Below are 19,523 nucleotides of genomic sequence, written 5' to 3'. Positions count from 1 at the left end.
GTGTGAACAAGTTCTTCAGAGATTTTCTCATATAATACATTATACTCTACATTTGTATATCCCTTATTTGCCGGATCGCTTAGCCATCCCTTGAGATTTCACTCTGGATTATCTCTTAGCCAAGCTTTAAGCTCCTGATCGTAAGAACTATTTTTCAAATATTCTCTCATACTGTCTTCGCTTGACTTTGATCCATCAAGATTTTCAAGAACCCAGCTTCTTATAGATCCTTCCACCATCTTTTTGTATATAAATTTATAATACGCATCTGAATCCACAACGTAATTTTGGTAATCTTGATGGTTGACTGAATCCGCCCTTATATATGAAGCTTTAATATTAATCTGATCAGCCATATATCCGTGATCATGGGTTTTTACTGAATTTGTTTCGTAATTTACATAACATTTTGTGTCTTCCTTTGGTACAAGAGTAAGTAATTCATCCGTTGTAAACAAAGGAATACCTTTTTCCTTGCAGAAGTCATTTATTTCCTGAGTGGTAAAAGGTTTTTTTATCATCTTCTCAGAAATTTCATAATATAGTGAATTAAATTGCTCCACTGAAACATCCCCATGAGCTTGTTTTTCACAAATCAATTTATAAAAAGCATGGTCATTTGTGATCTTTACGTCTTCAACAGATTGATCGTTTGCTCTAACCCTACCTGTTGTTTGTAACTCGTTCTTTATAACTCTAGTTTTACTATTTTGTATTGACATATAATTAGACATTTTACCCTCCATTTCGTATTTAATTTTCAAATATATGTTTCAATATTAATATGATCTCTACTAAAAAAGTGTGAATTTTCATATTGATATAATCTATATCTTAGTGAAGAAGTATAAGTAATTAATTTAATATGAATAATATAAGATATAGCTTGACCACAAAAAAAATCTAAATTCTAACGTTACATTAGGATAGGGTAAGAATTTAAAAGCAAATTGACTTTCATTCCACCAAAGCACTATACTAAAACCACGATGGGTAATTAGCTCAGTTGGTAGAGCACTTGCTTGACGTGCAAGCGGTCGCTGGTTCGAACCCAGTGTTACCCACGTTTTTGTTCATGAAAAGATTTTATATGACAGCAGTGCATAACGGTAAACACTCAGCAGCGCAGTCCAAGCGCTTAATCTATTCCATAATAATAGTTGCGATAACAATGCTTATGGAAATAGTAGGTGGAATAATTTCACATTCGCTTGCTCTATTATCAGATGCAGGGCATATGCTTACTGACCTCTTTGCCTTAGTTTTAAGCTGGTTAGCACACAAATTTTCAGCTAAGAAATCTGATTTGCAAAGATCATACGGGTATCATCGGTTGCAGATAATTGCAGCATTTGTTAATGGTTTAACTTTATTCTTCATTGCAGTAATCATTATAATTGAGTCAATAAAAAGATTTATTTTTCCGGTAAATGTTGAGTGGAAAGTAATGTTAGTAATTGCTACACTTGGCCTGATCTCTAATATCATAGTCTTTTTTATATTACATAGTAAATGCGAGAGCAATATAAACATAAAAAGTGCTGTACTACACGTTATAGGAGATATTTTAGGTTCTGTAGCTGCTATACTTGCATCCATAATTATCATGTTTACTGGATGGCAAATGGTGGATCCGATTTTATCGGTATTTGTCAGTGTAATCATTTTGAATAGTGGCTACAAAATTCTAAAGAATTCTTGCCACATACTTCTTGAAGGTACACCTGAAGGGATATCTACTGAGGAAATAAAAAGTAAGATCACATCAGAATTACCTGAAGTGATAGATGTGCACCACATACATGCATGGTCACTGTCTGATAATTATTTTATAATTACCATGCATGCCAAAGTAAAGCAAGATGCACAACACACTGATATTTTGTATGAGATAAAAAAAATACTACTAAATAGGTTCGAGATAGCACACTCTACAGTCGAGATCGAATACGATGAGTGTGCGGATAATAAAATACTTAAACATTGACGTTTTAAATTATTATGCTATTACTAGAGTGTAATGATGTCAAAGGTAGGCTATGATAGGTATTTCTCAACTGCAATTTCCTTCAAAAGATTCTAGTAGACTGAAATTCGCTAGTTATTTTGTAAATTTCGTTGCGTTAAGTATTTTAGTTAATCCTGCTAACGCGTTCTTGTCCTTTGCTACTATATTCTTTAGAGCTGAGATAAAAACTTTTTACATTTACAAAGAAATAAAGGCCGCAAAGCGTGAGAAAATAACCAAAAAAGACTATTGGGAGATATTTTTTAAGAATAACATGATAAAGCTAGTATCTTTCTTCTTGTTTTCAGCATTTATAACATATCTCACTTTTACAACTACTTTCTTACTAATTTCATTTCTGGCAACGATACCACTCGCAATGGTGTTAATTCTATTGCAGAGTGAGCTAAGACCAAAAGATTTTAATCCAGTTACGTTATTTAAGGCTTCTATAAGTTTTTTCTTAGAAGGCGTAAAAGAAAATGTACGAGCTAGCGTTAATAAGCTCGATAATGCTTATGAACATTTACTCCCTCACCAATTAAATGATGATATCGTTAAAAATATTGATAAATTAAAAGATAAGTATTGCGAACAAGTACCTGAAGACGTAATCAAAAACGATGAATATATTCAATTCATTAGATATATAGATGGTTCATATGAGTTTAGTGATAAAGATAAAGGAAGAGTAATCGAGTTTTTAGGGGATTTTTGCAAAGATGATCAAAAGCATAGCTCTGGTTTCACAGGTGGACAGATTTTACTTTTAGTTCTGAAAGCCTGCAATGATGGAGATAGAGAAGCTGCAAAAAATAAAAAAGACGCGTTAATTACAAACTTGCTTGATAGCCAAACTTTCTCTAGAAAAGAGCGTATTCCTAACACCTGCTTTACCGGTATTGTTTATAGGATGTTAAGTACATTAGAAGGTATTCATCCTGATCCGGAAATTAGATTTATTCCTCCTAGGCAAATATTATTTTCAGAAGCAGAAAGTGAAGCACGTAAGTTTATGTTAGACAGGTTAAAGAATAAGAAAAATAACAAAGAAATCTTTAACGCTTGGTATAAGGCTCAAGATAACCCAGGTGATAATGAAAATCAAAAAATAGTTGATGATTTCATCTCAGAAGTAAGTGTTCCCTTAATGAGAAAATTACTGAATTTTACTTCTCAATATAGTGAACAAGTTGTGCTGACGTTAATGAAAAATATCAACTCTATAAAGTTAAATAGACTACAATATCTTGAACTGAGTCAGCACGTGGAAGATAAACTGGATGGACATGGTTTAAGCAATCAAGAAAATTTACTTGAAAGTATTAAAGAAAAAGTATTCTTGGGACTATTAAATCGAGATTTACTCAAGACAGATTTTTTCCTTAAGGGTTCATCTCTGGATGAAGCTGAGGAGATAGCTGATAAAATAATAGAGAAGGAAGTGAAGGAATTTAAATTAAAAGCTGAGGGGAATATTGAGGGTCAAGTGGTTAGGATGTTAGATGGATTAAGGTTTCTACCACAAGAAAAAAAACTCTATAGAGTATATTCAGAACTCAGTCGAAATAACGAAAATGATAAGGAAAAAATAAAGAAAATTTTGCAGAAAAAATTAGCAATGACGGAAGCAGTGATAAATGACATGCTAAAAAAAGAAGCTTCATGCAAACTAGAGTTAGAAATTGAAGACATTTATAATCAAAACAAATGTGACATAACTACGCTTTATAAAAAAATAAAAGAAGTGAAACAAGGGTTTATTGAAGATGGTCTTTTGACAACACAAGAAATAGATAAAGTAGTAAAAGAAAGAATAATACCTTTGAATAATGAAGCAAGGATAATACCGTCAAGCAATTTGTCTCGTATTTTAAGTGTCAATAATTTGGCAGCACATGAATTATAAAAACTTATGTTCCTTGCCTTGTAAAAGATTCGCAATATTTCTATGGTGTGTTAGGAAAACTAGTGTTCCTATAACTAGTAATATTAAAAACAAATTCCTCTGAAAAAAAAAGGACCATGCTACAGTCGTTGAGGTAGCACTTAATGAAGCAAGGGAAGAATATCGAAAGGTAAAAAACACTGCTAGCCAAACAAATATAAACACTAATGCCACAGGTATGTTAAACGCTATCAACACTCCCAGAGTTGTTGCAACTCCTTTGCCTCCTTTAAATTTTAGCCAAATAGGAAACATGTGCCCTAAAACTGCTAAAATTGCAGATACATATATATAAAAATCGTTATTATCACAAAATTGTTGTGCTATATAAACGACGATGAATCCTTTCAAGGAATCCAGAAATAATGCCAGAGCAGCAAGACATTTATTTCCTGTTCTTGCAACGTTTGTAGCGCCAATGTTTCCTGAACCTACTGCTCTTAAGTTTATCCCTTTTATTCTTATAATGATTAAGCTAAACGGTATTGAACCTAATATGTAGGATAGTATAAGGATTACGTACCTCTCCATCATTCTAGCATCCTCTCTCTTGTCATCCCAGTGCGTGACACTGGGATCCAGCGAACTTTGTTCGCAAACGAACCTAGTAGATAAATATAAAATTTTACATTAAAACATAACACTATGGTGGAATTATATACAAAATAGATCCCAGTGTCACGCACTGGGATGACAAGAGGGAGTTTTGCTATAACAAGAAGATGGCACTGGAATGACATCTGTTGTTGTACCTTCATATGCCAAAATTTAATTAATTTTATTATTCCTCAGCCTTTTTAGGTAGCACTGAACTTCATCGTTAATCTGATTACTAAACAGTATAAGCGCTGTCATGTTGATGAGAGCTAAACAAGAGAACGAAGTTCCACCGATATTGGCAATAGCCATTATATCTTTAGAAAGACCAGAAAAAAACGCTACAATTATTACTGCTATGCGGTATATCACTATACTTTTTGCACCGAATAAATATAGCCACCCCATTTCACAACAATATACAAACGAAATTACTGAAGAAAATGCAAACAAAGGTGCAGCTATGGTTAAAAGTATAGGAAACCATGAAGAAACAGTTTCAAATGCCTTTTGAGTGATTAATATCCCTTCGCCAACACTAGTCTGGTATGCACCTGTTATTACTATCGTTATTCCAGTTAAACAGCAAGTGAGCATTGTATCAAAACACGGTTCTATCATAGCAACAAGCCCAGTTCTTACTGGTTCTTCATCTTTAGTTGTTGCATGAGTAATTGCAGCAGAGCCGACACCAGCTTCGCTGGCAAAAATTGCTCTTTGAATTCCAGCAACAAATGCTCCTACCATCCCTCCGCCAACAGCATTAAAATCTATCATGTTGGAAAATAATATCTTAAATGTGTGACCAAGATTGTGGATATTAAATCCAATAATAACAAGGCAGCTACATATATATATGAGTGACATAATAGGCACTAGTGCAGAAGATACTCTAGCTATCCTTTTAATTCCGCCAATAATCACTAGAGCAAGCAGCGCAGAGATTATGGAAGAAAGAAACCAAGAGTGACCATCTACCCAACTTGAATAGCCAGATAATATTGAAACCATTTGGTTAGTTTGAAACGCTACACTTCCACCAAGACCTGATAATACAAAGAATACCGCATATATTGCAGCTAAAACAATACCAAGTTTTTTAAATCCAAATTCCTCCAGACCATTCCTTATATACTGAAAGGGACCACTAAACAATTGCTCCTGATCTTCTGTTCTATGTCTAAATGCTAGAGTCACTTCGGCAAATTTTGCTGACATACCAAAAAAACCTGTAATCATCATCCAAGGCACTGCTCCTGGCCCTCCCATTGAAACTGCAATTGCGACTCCAGCAACAGTTCCAAGGCCTACTGTGCTTGAAAGTGCAGTCATAAATGCCTGAAAATGCGTAATATGACCATCATGGTGATTCGTGTCATATTTTCCACATAAAATAGCAAACGCATGCTTAAACATTCTTATGTTGAGAAACTTAAAGCGTAAGGTTAAAAATACATAACCAAAGGATAGTAGAAGAAGTATGAACGGTATATAAAAGATTTTGAAAAACAGCACTTCATTAATGAAGTTATTTATTCCATTCAACACAGCGTCATAACTTTCGTAAAAACCTGAAGCAGCGTACACATCATTAAACAATAGGCAAAATAACACCATACAAAGCAATCTATAAACCATGTTTAATACCCTTTAGAATTGTAATAAGAATCTATTGTATTCAAAACTTCCCTTCTCAGTAGATATATTGCAACAGCATTTGGAACCATAAGGCACATAAACAAACTGTCACCTAGATAAGATATAAATTCTATATCATTTGACATACAACTGATATACACTGAAACCACTATAAGAATTTGGAACGGTATCAGTATTTTTTTATTACCAAATAAATACAGCAGAGCAACTTCACAGTAGTAACAATAAGCTATTATTGTAGAAAATGCAAAGGAAAACATCATTAGCGGAAAAACTAACTTGCTGAACAAGGGTAAAACTGTTGAAAATACCGAGCTAATTAATGTAATATCACCCACGTTATCAGTGCTATGCATATCAGTGATAATTATCACAATACCAGTCAAAAATGAGATTAATATTGTATCTATAAGTGGTGCAATCATTGCAACGCATCCAACTTTAATTGGATCTTCTTCTTTTACAGCTGAATGTGCTATAGCTGCTGTTCCGGTACCTGCTTCGTTAGCAAACACTGATCTTCTCACTCCGGCTATTAATCCGCTCAATACTCCGCCTCCTATAGCTGATTTGTTAAAGATGTCTTGGAATATTATGGATAAAGCATTCAGCAAATTACTTCCGTTCATACAAATTAAATATATACACATACCCACATATAGCACTATCATGATTGGTGCTAAACCTGTTGAAACAAAAGCAATACGCTTTATTCCTCCCAATATTACAATTAAGACGAGCAGGGATATAATAACAGATGCATTGTATTCAAAGAGGTTGGTTGATAATGCTGCAATTTGATTTGCTTGAAATGGTATGCCGCCTAAAATCATCGCAATAAGCAGCATAATCGCATAAGTAAGGGCAAGAAATCTACCAGTTTTTGCAAATCCAATTTTTGCAAGCCCGTACTTCATGTAATAAAAAGCCCCGCCAGTTGCATTTTCAGAGCGATAAGTGAATGCAAGCACCACCTCGGCAAACTTTATCGACATACCAAGTATTCCGGTAATTACCATCCAAAAAACTGCACTTGGCCCCCCTATTGTGATAGCTATTGCAACTCCTGATATTGTTCCAAGACCAACTGTTCCTGAAATTACTGTTGCAAACGCTTGAATATGAGTGATTATGCCATTGTTATTGTGATTACACTTTAGATTGAATAGCGTCTGTATTCCATACTTGAACAATCTAAAGTTAGTGAATTTGAATTGGATGGTACAAGAAACTCCAGTTGCAATTACCCAAATAATTATAAATGGAATGTTGAATATCTTTATGTACAGAAATGAATTTAACAGTTCACTTATTTTTACAATCATGCTGCTCACTACTTTTTATTATAACTTATAGCTAACGAGCTTTATACGAGTAATATATATAAAGCCCAGTGCTTACTGGAATAGTAAGTACATACACTACACCTAAAATTGGTAGCGTCATCCAGGGCTTACTGATGAAAAATATAATAAGTACTCCAAAAAATGACACAAATATATAGGATAGGCTTTTGGGAACATAAATATATTTTGCAGAGAAAGTTGGAATGTGACTTATCGAAAAAAATGAAATGGCCAGAAAGTAACAAGCTACGTTTCTTGTGTTAAAAAATCGCTCTATGAGAAGTAAGTATTCACTCTCATGAGATTGAAAGGTAATAATTATTGGTAACAAAGAAAGTAAAGCACACACTGGAGCTGGAACACCAGAAAAGAAAAATTTTTCCTGGTGTGATTGTTCTGAGTGTAGCGAAACATTAAATCTTGCAAGTCTTATTGATATGCAGATTACGTATATCATTACTAAAATCCAACCTATGACTTTGATTTCGTTTAGCTTCCAAAAATACAAAAGAAATGCAGGCGCTGCACCAAAATTTAGAAAATCTGCAAAAGAATCAAGCTGGGCTCCAAAATCGCTAGTTGATTTTAGAATTCTAGCTATTCTGCCATCCATTCCATCTATTATTGCTGCAATGATGATAAAAATTACTGAGAATTCCCATTGTTCATTAAATGTAAATTTAAGTGAAGTGAGACCAGAACATAAACCCAATAAAGTTATAAAGTTTGGGAATAATTTAGTAATAGGTAAGAATCTACTGTTACTTCCATCGTTATTCATATGACGTCAAAAGTAAGCTTCTCTTGAATGTTTTCCTTATTTAAGTTTGCTATAATTGTTTCACCACCAATAACAGTTTGCCCTTCTGAAACTCTGACTTCTGTATCAGCAGGAACATAAATATTCACTCTACTACCAAATCTTATAATGCCAAACCTTTCACCTGCTTTCACATTCTGGGATACTCCTAAATTACAAACGATACGACGTGCAATTAATCCAGCTATTTGCTCCACAATAATTTCTTTTCCCTTTTTGTATTCAATCACAATAACCTGCTTTTCATTTTCATTACTAGACCTATTGCTCATTGCAGATACAAACTTGCCTTTTTTATAATTCATTTCCTTTATCGTACCAGATATTGGTATACGGTTCACATGGACGTTCAAAACACTTAAAAATATGCTAACAAGCGTGAACTTCTTCTCTTCTCCATTTTCTGCCGATAAAGGATAATTAACTTCTTCAATTTTTGAAATCACACCATCAGCAGGACTCAATATAAGATCCTTATTGTTTGGCACAGCTCTTGCTGGATCGCGAAAGAAATAAGTACACAATAATGTCGGAAACAAGCACGTAACACCAAACCCCCAAGATATAGAGAATGCTATACACGTTACTATAAAGGCAACGACTATAAATAAATAACCTTCCCTGTTTATATTAGGTAAACTAAAACACATAATCTTATTAACAATAACCTATTGTTAACAATTTATCATTTATAATTTCTCATGAAAAGCTTTTTTTAACTGCTTCAGCAAAGTCCTCTTGATACAAGGTAACATTACAGATTAGCACACACCGTCATACTGTAACAACCCATCCAACACAAACTAAGTTTAGATCAGAACACGGATTCTTCTAAAAGTTGCTCACTATCTTCGTCTATTATGATAGAATTATCATGATTTCTGAGTAAATCTCTGATTTTTGTTTCTATTTTATTTGCGACTTCTTTGTTTGTTTTTAGGTAAGTTTTTACATTCTCTCTTCCTTGTCCAAGACGTGTGTTGTTATATGAATAGTAAGCACCTGCTTTTTCAAGCACACCAAGCTTTGCTCCCATATCTATTATTTCTCCGAGTTTTGATATACCTTCATTGTACATTATATCAAATTTCGCTTCTCTAAATGGAGGAGCAACTTTATTTTTTACAACTTTAACTCTTGTTTCATTGCCTGTAATATTTTCTTTGTCTTTTATTACACCAACTTTTCTTATGTCAAGCCTTACAGAAGTATAGAATTTTAATGCATTTCCACCCGTGGTAGTTTCAGGATTTCCATACACTACTCCTATTTTCATACGAATTTGATTAATAAATATCAATATACAGTTCGCTTTTGAAACGGCAGAGGTTAGCTTTCGTAGCCCGTGACTTAGAAGCCTTGCTTGCAGCCCCATATGTTGATCACCCATATCACCTTCAATTTCAGCTCTTGGAGTTAACGCTGCAACAGAGTCAATAACTATCACATCAACCGCACCAGAACACACTAAGTACTCAACAATGTGTAATGCTTGTTCCCCAGTGTCTGGTTGCGAAATTACTAAATCATCAGTGCTTACCCCAAGTTTACGAGCATATAAGACATCCAATGCATGTTCTGCATCGATAAATGCGCATGATCCTCCTTTTTTTTGTGCTTCAGCAATCACATGCAAGGCAAGAGTGGTTTTACCAGAACTCTCGGGACCAAATATTTCAATTATACGTCCTTTTGGCAGACCTCCAACACCTAGAGCCGAATCAAGCGCAATTGATCCCGTGGATATTGTGTCTATTTTCTCTACAGGGTTTTGCTTCAACTTCATTATTGCACCTTTACCAAATGCTTTTTCAATCTGGCTTATTGCGTTATCTAGCGCTTTTTGTTTATCATTATTTCTTTCTTCTGAGTTGTTTGCCATGGATCATTTATTAACTTGTATAACTTTCATGATAATCGAACGTGAACAATCTGCCAAGGGTTTTTTAATAACGAAGAACGTTATCGTAGAAAAATTAGCTACCTAAATTATATTAAGATAGAAAGTTAGATAGACTCTGCAGTGCGATACAAAATAACGATAGAATACAATGGTAGTAGTTTCTCTGGCTGGCAGAAGCAGCAACATTCTGCTAATTCAATCCAGGAAGCCATAGAAAATGCTATATTTAATTTTAGTGGTGAGAAAGTTACTTTGTACTGCGGTGGCAGGACTGATGCAGGGGTTCATGCTTTAGGACAAATTGCTCATTTTGATATGGAAAAGGAATTTGAGCTTTATAGAATAAGAAACGCAATAAATTATCATTTAAAATCAATTCCCATAGTCGTGCTTAATGCAGAAGTTGTAGATGATGCGTTTCACGCACGGTTTTCAGCAAAAAAAAGATATTACGAATACAGAATAGTTAATCGCTATGCTCCTGCCGCTCTGGAGACAGGTTATGTATGGCAAGTGTTTAACCCACTTGATGTAAATATTATGCGTGAAGCTGCTAAACATCTACTTGGAAAACATGACTTTTCAAGTTTTCGTTCAAAAGATTGTCAAGCCGCAAATCCGATGAGAACAATTGATGATATTGATATAATACAAAATGGGAATCATATACACATCAAAATATCTGCTATTTCCTTTTTACATAACCAAGTGAGGATCATTGTGGGTACTTTAGTTGAATTTGGAAAAAATAGAACCAATCCGCAAGAAATGCTAAATATATTAAACCAATGCAAAAGAAATGCAGCTGGAGTTACTGCACCACCTTTTGGCTTATATTTGGTAAAGATAGATTACTAATTTAATAAAAAGTAACGTTCTTAGTGAAATAAGTGTCATACCGCCACGGTATCTCCAGATCCTGCTAACAAGAAGCGGGATGACAAGTTTAAGTTCTCATTGGCATCACTACATATAATACACTTGAATCGTCTTCATCAGTGATAATTGTAGCACTATTACCATCGGCTAAGCTAAATTTACATTTATTTTTTATGCAGGATAGAACATCAAGCAAATAACGCGAGTTAAACCCTATTTCTATAGGAGCTTCATTGTAGTCCACTTCTATGGATTCAGTTGCATCACTGCACTCTTGAGAGTTTGAATGCAGAGTCAGCAGCTTTTCTTGTAGTGAGAATTTAATGGATTTTACTTTATCAGATACAACAACGGAAACTCGATCTATAACATCTGAAAGTTTTTTACTTTCAATAATCATATGCTTGTCTTGAGATGCTGGAATAACTGCTTTATAATTTGGAAAAGTCCCATCTATTAATTTTGATATTAGAATATATTCACCGCATGTAAACTTGATTTTTCTGTCTGAGAGTTTTACATTAATTTCATTACAATCGTCCAATATTTTTAACAGCTCCATAACAGTTTTACGTGGAATGATCACACCAAATTCGCCATTGATGTTCCCAGGCTTTGGTCTCTTTATACATGATAAACGGTGACCATCAGTTGCAACGCAGTACAGAAACTGCTCGTCTGTATGTAGATATATTCCATTTAAATTATACCTTGTATCATCTAGTGATACAGCAAATTTTGTTTTAGTTAATAAGTCTATCAGGTCCGTATTTAGTAGAATAAAATCATGTTTATAATTGTCTTCTTCAAGAGCAGGAAAGCTGCTTGAAACTACATTCGGTAAAGAAAAGTTTGCATTTCCGCAAGACATCAATAATTTTCCTTGGTTGTTTACTTCAAAATTGACATCCAAATCAGCGGGTAACTTCTTCACTATGTCATGTAAAGTATGCGCTGAAATTTTTACTTCTCCTTCTGTTAATACGGTTGCAGCAAGTGAGGCAAACATTGAAATGTCAAGATCAGTTGCCATTAATTTTATGCTGCCGTGTTGTGCTTTGATATTTATACATGCCAAAACATCTATTGCATTACGCCTTTCAACCACTCCACTTACTCTGGATAATGTATTTAAAAGACTTGTACGGCTCACGCTAAAACGCATCTGCTCGCACACAGAATTTTGCTTTTTGATTTCTGTATCTACACCTGCAGCCTCTGACATTGCTAACTCTCAAAATATATTTTAAATGATATCCACATCCCATATAAAGTAAAGTGCTATTTATATTTCCATTGAAAGAGTAGTCCAGTTTATACTATAGCTGGGTATTTTGTTACAATGATTTACTTTATATGGCATAAATCATGCATTTTTTGATACGCTTTTTGAAAGCCAAGTAGGGAATAAGTATCATCAATGGTCACTGTTTTTGTTTTTCCATTAACTACCATTGATAATCCCTGCTTCATTTTTAGAATGAGATCTTGATCTATTTTTGTATGCTCTGCCCACGCAAAACTTCCCTGTATTATAGGCAGTGTATATTTAATTTTTTTGTCGATATTGAGAGCTACAGGCTCCTTATCATACTGAAAACCAGAGGTAACGCTTACCTCATCTGCTTTTTTATCAACATAACTGACCATTACATACGGCTTGCGATTGGTTGTATAATGCTCGCTTTTTGTTTTAGGGTAAGATACAATGTAACACACTTTCTCTCCATCTTCTGATGCAGTATATACAAGCCAGTCTTTGTATTTTTCCTTCAATTGTACATCACTAACCGATGCAAAAGCGCCTATCGAAAAAAATATTAGAAATATAAAAAAACTACGCATGCAAACCAAATTTCAAACTTTCAGATTGTATATATTGTTTTACCTTAGCCATCGCCTGCTCAGCCAACTGCCTTATTCTTTCTCTTGAAACACAATATTTTTTACTAAGTTCATCCAGAGTTTGAATGTTTTCAGACAAATATCTACTGATAAAAATGTCTCTTGCCCTTTCGTTGAGGATCGCTAGTGCATTGTTTAAAATTGTTTCTTTTAATTCTTTTTCTTCATGATTCTGATAGGTTACTTCTTGACTAACCAAGTTACATGGGATCATATCTTGTAGCTCCCTTTTAGAGTCATCACCTATTTTTATGCAATCGTTTAGCGACTGATCCTTACAAGCCATACGGTAATTCATCTGCAGAACGTCTCCTTCGGATACAGAAAGCTCATTAGATATTGCTTTTATTTCTTCATTATTTAAGGTTTCCCTGTTTGTATACTGTAAAATTCTTTTTTTTATTTTACGTAAACTAAAAAACAATCTTCTTTGTGCTTGCGTTGTGCCTATTTTCACAAACGACCAAGATTTCAATATAAAGTCTTTTATTGAAGCTTCAATCCACCACACCGCATAAGTTGAAAAACGAAACCCTAAATCAGGATTAAACTTTTTCACTGCATGCATTAAACCCATATTTCCTTCCATGACCAGGTCCATCAACAATAGTCCATAATTTTTGAATTTCATTGCAATTTTCACTACCAAATTCAAATGGCTGGTAATCAATTTATGAGCAGAAGAAACATCCTTATATTGGTTCCAATTTTTTGCTAATCGTACCTCTTCCTCTTGAGACAGCATAGGAAATTTTTGCACCCTAGCAATATATTGCATGAGATTGGTTCTGCTATCGACACATAAGCTTGCCATTGGAGTCAACATAACAACTTAAATTAAAACTTCATATATATAATATATTGATTTTCGGGCAAAAATTCAAGCTTTGATTTGAAAAAAGTACAAACCTTCTATCTAGTTGGGATCTTAAAAACGATAAGCCCCAGCATCAGCTACCTGGGTAACACTATATATGACATCCTGCCAGCGTGTAATGATGAACATTATAGTTTAAATACGTAGTAAGTGGTGTCATCCCAGTACTCCTTTTTTTGTCATCTGAGTAGCCCCTTTCTTGTCATCCCAGTGCCTATTTCTTTGTCATCCGAGTAGCTTGACACTTGGATCCAGGAAAAAGAATGATGTCATGCAAGCCCCTATGATGTCATTCCAGTGCTCTTTTCTCGTCATCCCAGTGCTCCTTTCTCGTCATGCAAGTAGCCTCTTTCTCCTGTCATCCCAGTGCCCAGACACTGGGATCCAGGTTGCTCACAAGCAAACTAGCATAGAAAGTGGTTACAACGTTTTCGATGGGATTATATGGAAAACTGGATTCCAGACTGGAATGACACCGTCTGTTATGCAAATTACCTGCTAATTGCAATGTTCGTACAGCTGTGGGTCACGTGCTGGAATAATACCCTTGATGGTAACAACTAAAGAAAAATATCAACTAGGTTTATAGTCTATTACTACTGTTTTTGCAATTTTGTCGTGAAGAAATTGTTTACGCTGGTCAAGGATTGCAAATAATATGATTAAGATTGATACAACTATGAATAGACTAGAAATATTGAATAGTGTGTAGCAGATTATAAAATATAATACTCCAAAAACTGCTGTTCTGCTTATTGCTTGTATTAGAGTGATTTTTTCAAGTGTATTTTCGTCTTTTACACGCATGCGAAGTAACAATTGTCCTGGAGTACCACCAAATTCTATTATCGTAAATACATAAAATATTAATTCCAATATCAACCCTATTACTTGTATAGCTACTGCTTTATCTAAAATCATTTCAGTTACATTGAGTGATAGAGAATATGCTAAAGTAAATCCAATGATAAATCCGATAACAAACCCCATTCCCTGTACTAAAATATAATCAATTGCAAATGCAAAAATACGTCTTGTAATCCCTGCATAACTTACTTTAGTATCCATACTCTGCCCTGTTCTACTGTGACGTAACTAGTATAAAAATATGTTATTAAATAATCGTAAATATACTAATTTGTGCAATATTAGCTGCTTGTGCCACTCTATTATTTGAATTAACATTAAATCATTTATAACTAGGAAAGTTATGTCAACATCAGTCACAGTTGCGTATGGTGATGGTATTGGACCAGAAATTATGGAAGCGGTGCTGTCAATATTGCGCGAAGCAGAAGCAAAGATTTCAATAGATATTATTGAAATAGGAGAATGTATTTATAATAAGAAATGGTCTCACGTAATTTCTCCAAGTGGTTGGGAATCTATTGAAAGAACAAAGATATTACTCAAATCTCCGACAACCACTCCTCAAGGTAAAGGCCACAAAAGCTTGAACGTTGCACTCAGAAAAAATCTAGGGTTATATGCAAACATCAGGCCATGTATTTCATATCATCCTGTTATAGAAAATAAATTCGATAAGTTTGATATCGTAGTGATACGCGAAAATGAAGAAGATGTTTACACCGGAATGGAGCATAGGCTCACTGGTGACTTGTACCAATGCACTAAAATTATTACTAGGTCTGGCTCAGAGAAGATATGCAGGTACGCTTTTGAATACGTAAAAAAACACAATAGAAAAAAATTAACTTGCCTGACTAAAGATAACATAATGAAAATGACTGACGGAACTTTCCATGCCGCGTTTGATCGCATTGCAAAGGAATACCAGGACATAAAGGCAGAACATTATATAGTTGATATTGGAATGGCAAAAGTTGCTACAGAGCCCGAGAATTTCGATGTTATAGTAACCGAGAACTTGTATGGCGACATATTATCAGATATAGTGGCACAAACCTCTGGATCTGTGGGGCTTGCAGGAAGTAGTAACATTGGCAACGAATACGCGATGTTCGAAGCAGTGCATGGTTCTGCTCCTGATATTGCAGAAAAAAATATAGCTAATCCTTCTGGACTTTTAAATGCTGCAGTGTATATGTTAATTTACGTAGGTCAAGCCAGCACTGCAAAACTAATTTACAATGCATGGTTAAAAACCTTAGAAGATGGAATACACACTGCCGATTTATATAAAGAGAAAAAGAGTAAACAAAAAGTTGGTACAAAAGAATTTGCAGGAGCTATTATAGAGAATCTAGGAAAGAAGCCTGCAATATTATCTGAGCTTACAGTCGGTAGCAGTACAAATAGCAAAATAAGTGAAATACAAAATAGCTACGAACAGGACTACAAAGTTAGAAAGCTAGTTGGTAGCGATATAACGCTTGCCTGGAGTAAGCCGGCTGATTTTGACCAAATAGTGAAGTTGTTTGAAACAAGTAATCCGCAGATTATAGCAATATATTCAAAAGGCCTTGCGATTTGGCCAGGAAGTTCAAAGTCTTCAAGTGACCAAATAACCTGCAGGTTCATTGCAAATAGCGAAAAAAAACCTATCACAAATAGTGACGTAAACGACCTACTAATCAAACTTGAAGAAAATACCTTTGACGTAGTAAGAATGGATAAGTTGTATTTGTATGATGGGAAAGAGGGTTTCTTCGTTTAAATATTTAAAAGAGGTGTGGTAAATGAAATGGACTCAAAAAAAGTAGAACTGATATTTGAAAAATTCAAGCAATCAAATCCTGCACCAAAAATAGAGCTGAATTATACCAATGATTTTACGTTATTAGTTGCGATAGTTCTATCAGCGCGAACAACTGATATAAGCGTTAATAAAATTACAAAGGAGCTATTTAGTATCACTGATACGCCAGAAAAAATGCTGAGTTTTGGGCAGAGTGAGCTAAGAAAATGCATAAGCAGTATTGGTTTATATAATTCCAAAGCAAAAAACATAATCGGGCTCAGCAAAATATTGATTGAGAGGTACAATAGCAAAGTGCCTACTGATTTCGATGATTTGGTATCTTTACCAGGGGTTGGGAGAAAGAGCGCTAATGTGTTCTTAAATTCAGGGCTTGGCATTCCAACATTGGCAGTTGATACTCATGTTTTTAGAGTTAGCAATAGAATTGGGCTTGTGAAAGAAAAAGATGTACTTAAAACAGAGCAGTCTCTTTTGAATGTAGTGCCAAAAAAATACCTACTTTATGCTCATCATTGGCTAGTTTTGCATGGTAGATATGTTTGCAAAGCGCAAAAACCTTCGTGTGAAACATGCATAATACATGATTTATGTGAGTTTGAATGCAAGAGATATAAATTCTAGCACACTATCTTGTCATTCACAACTGTACGAACGTTGTAGTTTGGACCACCAGTGCCCAGACTACTTGGATCCAGCTTCTATGCAACTTAATTAAAAACGTTTGTTTTAGCGTAAGACAACTACCTTTAGCTCATCAGCTCAGTTATAAGCAAAATTTCTGGATTCCAGACTGGCATGACACCCTACTTAACCGTCATACCGCCGCGGTATCTCTTAGCCGCTAACAAGCAGCAGACCTTCATACCGCCGCGGCGCTAACACATAGCGGAATGACGAATTACTTAACCGTCATGCCGTCATGGTATCTCATCCGCTAACAAGAGATCCCGCTGCGGGATGACGAATTGCTTAACCGTCATACCACCGCGAACCGTTATACCACCACGAACCGTCATACCGCGATTCATTCGCGGTATCTCATCCGCTAACACATAGCGGAATGACGAATTACTTAACCGTCATACCGTCATGGTATCTCATCCGCTAACAAGAGATCCCGCTGCGGGATGACGAATTGCTTAACCGTCATACCACCGCGAACCGTTATACCGTCACGAACCGTCATACCGCGATTCATTCGCGGTATCTCATCCGCTAACAAGAGATCCCGCTGCGGGATGACGAATTGCTTAACCGTTATACCGCCATGAACCGTCATACCGCCGCGGTATCTCTTAGCCGCTAACAAGCAGCAGACCGTCATATCAACTATGTTTTTTTTAAATTTTTTGAATTTAGTTTTATTACAACTCTTGTTTATAATTTTGTATTTTTATTCAATTAGAAAATGCATTTTTGACAATAAACACCCTAATTTATCATAGAAAAATTTTATATCAAACAACAGTTACTGCTTAGATTTTATGGTTAACGAATATGTGCTTTAAGTGTGTGTGGACGCACATATTCGTTAACTTATTTTCTATGCAGATTTTTTAATTCACATTAACTGCTTCTTTAAGCCTGGCATTAGCAATAACCATAATTTTACGCATTAGAGCTTACCATCTTCTTCTTACCACTTTCAATGAGCTTGGAATAAAAGGCACCAAGTGCAGATTTGGACTTTGCAGCAGCCATTGCAGCCGTAAAAAGCTTAGTACGAACATTGCTTCTACCGCCTGTTATTCTTCGATAACCAATAGCTTTTCCACTTTCTTTTGGATGCGGTGCAACTCCAGCAAGACTTGCTACTTCTTTTCTGTTTAAGTAGCCAAGCTCCGGCATCAGACACACAAAATCTTGTGATAACTTTGGACCTATTCCTGGCACTGTTCTCAGAATTTTTTGGCGCTTCTGTAACTCTAGATTTTTATCAATGATTTTTTGTATGGCATTATTGAGCTTATTTATCTGACTGTTAAAAAAGTCAATGGTTTTTTGGCAACTTTTTTTTGTGTAGTCATTTTCAGGTGCTTCCAACCTACATTTCTCTTGGGCTCTCATTTGTGTAAGGTCATCACGACGTTGACAAAGTGCAATCAAAGTTGATTGTTCTTTAGAAGTAGGGAGAAAGAGTTCTATGGCGCATACTGAGCAAGAGCCATTGCATCTGATTTATCAGACTTTGCTAAAGTTCCGTGAGACAAGATAAAGCTTTTTACTTTACGGGTATTAGCTCGATGTACAGCGATATTCTTGTCAATAAGAAAATGCGATAAACCAAGCTCATATTTTCCTGTATTTTCTAAAGTTACTAAAGAATTAGGTAAGATACCTGAAAACTTTTTAAACAATTGTTGCCAACCAGAAGCATTATTATCAAATTCGACAACACTCTTCTGTGTGTGAACCGCAACAACATTTTTAAATTTTCCGATGTCAATACCAATAAAGTTTTGATAAGATGTAACCATATTAACAACCTCGATAGTTTATTGATTTAAGATTGTAAACGGGTGCATACATATGTCCCATGCAACTATTCAAACGTATCGAGGGATAGGGCTAGTGTACCTTGATATAGACGGTTGTTATAACACCAACGCCGCGCACACGCCCGTGATAGCTCTATTCCTATAGTGAGTAGAGTTATCTTCCCTCTTGTTTCTTTTATAACATATTTTTAACTTACAACCGCCGCGGTGCTAACACGTAGCGGGATGACGAGCTTATCGTCATGCCACCGCGAACCGTCATACCGCCGCGGTATCTCAGCATAGATTCCGCTAACACGTAGCGGGATGACGAGCTTATCGTCATGCCACCGCGAACCGTCATACCGCCGCGGTATCTCAGCATAGATTCCGCTAACTAGTAGCGGAATGACGGTTTCTC

21 protein-coding genes, 1 tRNA gene and 1 pseudogene are annotated in these 19,523 nt (G+C 35.3%); 7 read left to right on the top strand and 16 right to left on the bottom strand.

Annotated features, from left to right (window positions below):
* Positions 1-98: 98 nt before the first annotated feature.
* Positions 99-734 carry a hypothetical protein gene (locus tag NHG98_RS06025; RefSeq protein ID WP_096617521.1) on the bottom strand — a complete coding sequence of 212 codons (636 nt, stop codon included), beginning with the start codon at positions 732-734 and terminating at the stop codon, positions 99-101.
* 257 nt (positions 735-991) lie between these two features.
* Here NHG98_RS06025 and NHG98_RS06020 point away from each other — a divergent pair.
* From NHG98_RS06020 to NHG98_RS06010, 3 genes are all read left to right on the top strand, one after another.
* Positions 992-1,064: transfer RNA gene (locus NHG98_RS06020), tRNA-Val, on the top strand.
* A gap of 11 nt (positions 1,065-1,075) precedes the next feature.
* Positions 1,076-1,987, top strand: a complete 912-nt coding sequence (locus tag NHG98_RS06015) for a cation diffusion facilitator family transporter (RefSeq protein WP_096617519.1) — start codon at positions 1,076-1,078, stop codon at positions 1,985-1,987.
* Between the two features lie 52 nt (positions 1,988-2,039).
* Positions 2,040-3,917, top strand: coding sequence for a hypothetical protein (locus NHG98_RS06010; protein WP_096617517.1), 1,878 nt, complete (start codon positions 2,040-2,042; stop codon positions 3,915-3,917).
* Here the strand turns inward: NHG98_RS06010 and plsY are convergent.
* The 7 genes from plsY to recA all read right to left on the bottom strand — a co-directional run bounded on the left by plsY (position 3,912) and on the right by recA (position 10,260).
* Entirely contained in the window at positions 3,912-4,487 is a 576-nt protein-coding gene (gene plsY / locus NHG98_RS06005) for a glycerol-3-phosphate 1-O-acyltransferase PlsY (protein ID WP_096617523.1), read from the bottom strand. The genes NHG98_RS06010 and plsY overlap by 6 nt on opposite strands.
* Positions 4,487-4,714 carry a hypothetical protein gene (locus tag NHG98_RS06000; protein ID WP_096617515.1) on the bottom strand — a complete coding sequence of 76 codons (228 nt, stop codon included), beginning with the start codon at positions 4,712-4,714 and terminating at the stop codon, positions 4,487-4,489. Before NHG98_RS06000 ends, plsY begins: the two co-directional genes overlap by 1 nt.
* 10 nt (positions 4,715-4,724) lie before the next feature.
* On the bottom strand, positions 4,725-6,191 hold the full coding sequence (locus NHG98_RS05995; RefSeq protein WP_096617513.1) for an alanine/glycine:cation symporter family protein: 1,467 nt from the start codon (positions 6,189-6,191) through the stop codon (positions 4,725-4,727).
* A gap of 2 nt (positions 6,192-6,193) precedes the next feature.
* The gene (locus NHG98_RS05990; RefSeq protein ID WP_096617511.1) at positions 6,194-7,537 is read right to left on the bottom strand and encodes an alanine/glycine:cation symporter family protein; all 1,344 of its coding nucleotides are present in this window, start codon (positions 7,535-7,537) and stop codon (positions 6,194-6,196) included.
* A 31-nt stretch (positions 7,538-7,568) separates the two neighbouring features.
* On the bottom strand, positions 7,569-8,339 hold the full coding sequence (locus NHG98_RS05985; protein ID WP_096617509.1) for a CDP-alcohol phosphatidyltransferase family protein: 771 nt from the start codon (positions 8,337-8,339) through the stop codon (positions 7,569-7,571).
* The gene (locus NHG98_RS05980; protein ID WP_096617507.1) at positions 8,336-9,028 is read right to left on the bottom strand and encodes a phosphatidylserine decarboxylase; all 693 of its coding nucleotides are present in this window, start codon (positions 9,026-9,028) and stop codon (positions 8,336-8,338) included. The genes NHG98_RS05985 and NHG98_RS05980 overlap by 4 nt, the downstream gene beginning before the upstream one ends.
* A gap of 164 nt (positions 9,029-9,192) precedes the next feature.
* Positions 9,193-10,260, bottom strand: a complete 1,068-nt coding sequence (gene recA, locus NHG98_RS05975) for a recombinase RecA (RefSeq protein ID WP_096617505.1) — start codon at positions 10,258-10,260, stop codon at positions 9,193-9,195.
* A gap of 141 nt (positions 10,261-10,401) precedes the next feature.
* On the opposite strand from recA, the gene truA reads away from it, so the two are divergent.
* Positions 10,402-11,139, top strand: coding sequence for a tRNA pseudouridine(38-40) synthase TruA (gene truA, locus NHG98_RS05970; protein ID WP_096617503.1), 738 nt, complete (start codon positions 10,402-10,404; stop codon positions 11,137-11,139).
* Positions 11,140-11,227: 88 nt separating this feature from the next.
* Here truA and dnaN read toward each other — a convergent pair whose 3' ends face one another.
* The 3 genes from dnaN to NHG98_RS05955 form a co-directional block, all read right to left on the bottom strand.
* Positions 11,228-12,385, bottom strand: coding sequence for a DNA polymerase III subunit beta (gene dnaN / locus NHG98_RS05965; RefSeq protein ID WP_096617501.1), 1,158 nt, complete (start codon positions 12,383-12,385; stop codon positions 11,228-11,230).
* 122 nt (positions 12,386-12,507) lie between these two features.
* Entirely contained in the window at positions 12,508-13,005 is a 498-nt protein-coding gene (locus tag NHG98_RS05960; RefSeq protein ID WP_096617499.1) for an invasion associated locus B family protein, read from the bottom strand.
* Positions 12,998-13,891, bottom strand: coding sequence for an RNA polymerase factor sigma-32 (locus tag NHG98_RS05955; protein ID WP_096617497.1), 894 nt, complete (start codon positions 13,889-13,891; stop codon positions 12,998-13,000). Before NHG98_RS05955 ends, NHG98_RS05960 begins: the two co-directional genes overlap by 8 nt.
* Positions 13,892-14,141: 250 nt before the next feature.
* On the opposite strand from NHG98_RS05955, the gene NHG98_RS05950 reads away from it, so the two are divergent.
* Positions 14,142-14,444 carry a hypothetical protein gene (locus tag NHG98_RS05950; protein WP_259245392.1) on the top strand — a complete coding sequence of 101 codons (303 nt, stop codon included), beginning with the start codon at positions 14,142-14,144 and terminating at the stop codon, positions 14,442-14,444.
* A gap of 71 nt (positions 14,445-14,515) precedes the next feature.
* On the opposite strand, the gene NHG98_RS05945 is transcribed toward NHG98_RS05950, so the two are convergent.
* On the bottom strand, positions 14,516-15,010 hold the full coding sequence (locus NHG98_RS05945) for an RDD family protein (protein WP_096617492.1): 495 nt from the start codon (positions 15,008-15,010) through the stop codon (positions 14,516-14,518).
* 142 nt (positions 15,011-15,152) lie between these two features.
* Here NHG98_RS05945 and icd point away from each other — a divergent pair, with 142 nt between their 5' ends.
* Complete coding sequence (gene icd / locus NHG98_RS05940; protein ID WP_096617490.1) at positions 15,153-16,580, top strand: isocitrate dehydrogenase; 1,428 nt, start codon at positions 15,153-15,155, stop codon at positions 16,578-16,580.
* Between the two features lie 27 nt (positions 16,581-16,607).
* On the top strand, positions 16,608-17,246 hold the full coding sequence (gene nth / locus NHG98_RS05935) for an endonuclease III (RefSeq protein WP_096617488.1): 639 nt from the start codon (positions 16,608-16,610) through the stop codon (positions 17,244-17,246).
* Between the two features lie 296 nt (positions 17,247-17,542).
* Here nth and NHG98_RS05930 read toward each other — a convergent pair whose 3' ends face one another.
* The 4 genes and pseudogenes from NHG98_RS05930 to NHG98_RS05915 all read right to left on the bottom strand — a co-directional run bounded on the left by NHG98_RS05930 (position 17,543) and on the right by NHG98_RS05915 (position 19,487).
* Complete coding sequence (locus NHG98_RS05930) at positions 17,543-17,677, bottom strand: hypothetical protein (RefSeq protein WP_259245391.1); 135 nt, start codon at positions 17,675-17,677, stop codon at positions 17,543-17,545.
* A 35-nt stretch (positions 17,678-17,712) separates the two neighbouring features.
* Entirely contained in the window at positions 17,713-17,949 is a 237-nt protein-coding gene (locus tag NHG98_RS05925) for a hypothetical protein (protein WP_259245390.1), read from the bottom strand.
* A 232-nt stretch (positions 17,950-18,181) separates the two neighbouring features.
* Positions 18,182-19,102 (bottom strand): annotated as a pseudogene (locus NHG98_RS05920) (IS110 family RNA-guided transposase).
* Between the two features lie 214 nt (positions 19,103-19,316).
* Positions 19,317-19,487, bottom strand: coding sequence for a hypothetical protein (locus tag NHG98_RS05915; protein ID WP_259245389.1), 171 nt, complete (start codon positions 19,485-19,487; stop codon positions 19,317-19,319).
* Between the last annotated feature and the right edge of the window lie 36 nt (positions 19,488-19,523).

Source organism: Wolbachia endosymbiont of Aedes albopictus (assembly GCF_024804185.1).
GTDB lineage: Bacteria > Pseudomonadota > Alphaproteobacteria > Rickettsiales > Anaplasmataceae > Wolbachia > Wolbachia pipientis_B.
The sequence above is the reverse complement of the archived record's forward strand: the minus strand, read 5'-3'. Positions and strand labels throughout refer to the sequence as shown.

Coding starts and splice junctions, on each gene's coding strand:
- NHG98_RS06025 (WP_096617521.1), bottom strand. CDS start 734: ATGTCTAATTATATGTCAATACAAAATAGTAAAACTAGAGTTATAAAG.
- NHG98_RS06015 (WP_096617519.1), top strand. CDS start 1,076: ATGAAAAGATTTTATATGACAGCAGTGCATAACGGTAAACACTCAGCA.
- NHG98_RS06010 (WP_096617517.1), top strand. CDS start 2,040: ATGATAGGTATTTCTCAACTGCAATTTCCTTCAAAAGATTCTAGTAGA.
- plsY (WP_096617523.1), bottom strand. CDS start 4,487: ATGGAGAGGTACGTAATCCTTATACTATCCTACATATTAGGTTCAATA.
- NHG98_RS06000 (WP_096617515.1), bottom strand. CDS start 4,714: ATGAAGGTACAACAACAGATGTCATTCCAGTGCCATCTTCTTGTTATA.
- NHG98_RS05995 (WP_096617513.1), bottom strand. CDS start 6,191: ATGGTTTATAGATTGCTTTGTATGGTGTTATTTTGCCTATTGTTTAAT.
- NHG98_RS05990 (WP_096617511.1), bottom strand. CDS start 7,537: ATGATTGTAAAAATAAGTGAACTGTTAAATTCATTTCTGTACATAAAG.
- NHG98_RS05985 (WP_096617509.1), bottom strand. CDS start 8,339: ATGAATAACGATGGAAGTAACAGTAGATTCTTACCTATTACTAAATTA.
- NHG98_RS05980 (WP_096617507.1), bottom strand. CDS start 9,028: ATGTGTTTTAGTTTACCTAATATAAACAGGGAAGGTTATTTATTTATA.
- recA (WP_096617505.1), bottom strand. CDS start 10,260: ATGGCAAACAACTCAGAAGAAAGAAATAATGATAAACAAAAAGCGCTA.
- dnaN (WP_096617501.1), bottom strand. CDS start 12,385: ATGTCAGAGGCTGCAGGTGTAGATACAGAAATCAAAAAGCAAAATTCT.
- NHG98_RS05960 (WP_096617499.1), bottom strand. CDS start 13,005: ATGCGTAGTTTTTTTATATTTCTAATATTTTTTTCGATAGGCGCTTTT.
- NHG98_RS05955 (WP_096617497.1), bottom strand. CDS start 13,891: ATGTTGACTCCAATGGCAAGCTTATGTGTCGATAGCAGAACCAATCTC.
- NHG98_RS05945 (WP_096617492.1), bottom strand. CDS start 15,010: ATGGATACTAAAGTAAGTTATGCAGGGATTACAAGACGTATTTTTGCA.
- icd (WP_096617490.1), top strand. CDS start 15,153: ATGTCAACATCAGTCACAGTTGCGTATGGTGATGGTATTGGACCAGAA.
- nth (WP_096617488.1), top strand. CDS start 16,608: ATGGACTCAAAAAAAGTAGAACTGATATTTGAAAAATTCAAGCAATCA.
- NHG98_RS05925 (WP_259245390.1), bottom strand. CDS start 17,949: ATGACGGTCTGCTGCTTGTTAGCGGCTAAGAGATACCGCGGCGGTATG.
- NHG98_RS05915 (WP_259245389.1), bottom strand. CDS start 19,487: ATGCTGAGATACCGCGGCGGTATGACGGTTCGCGGTGGCATGACGATA.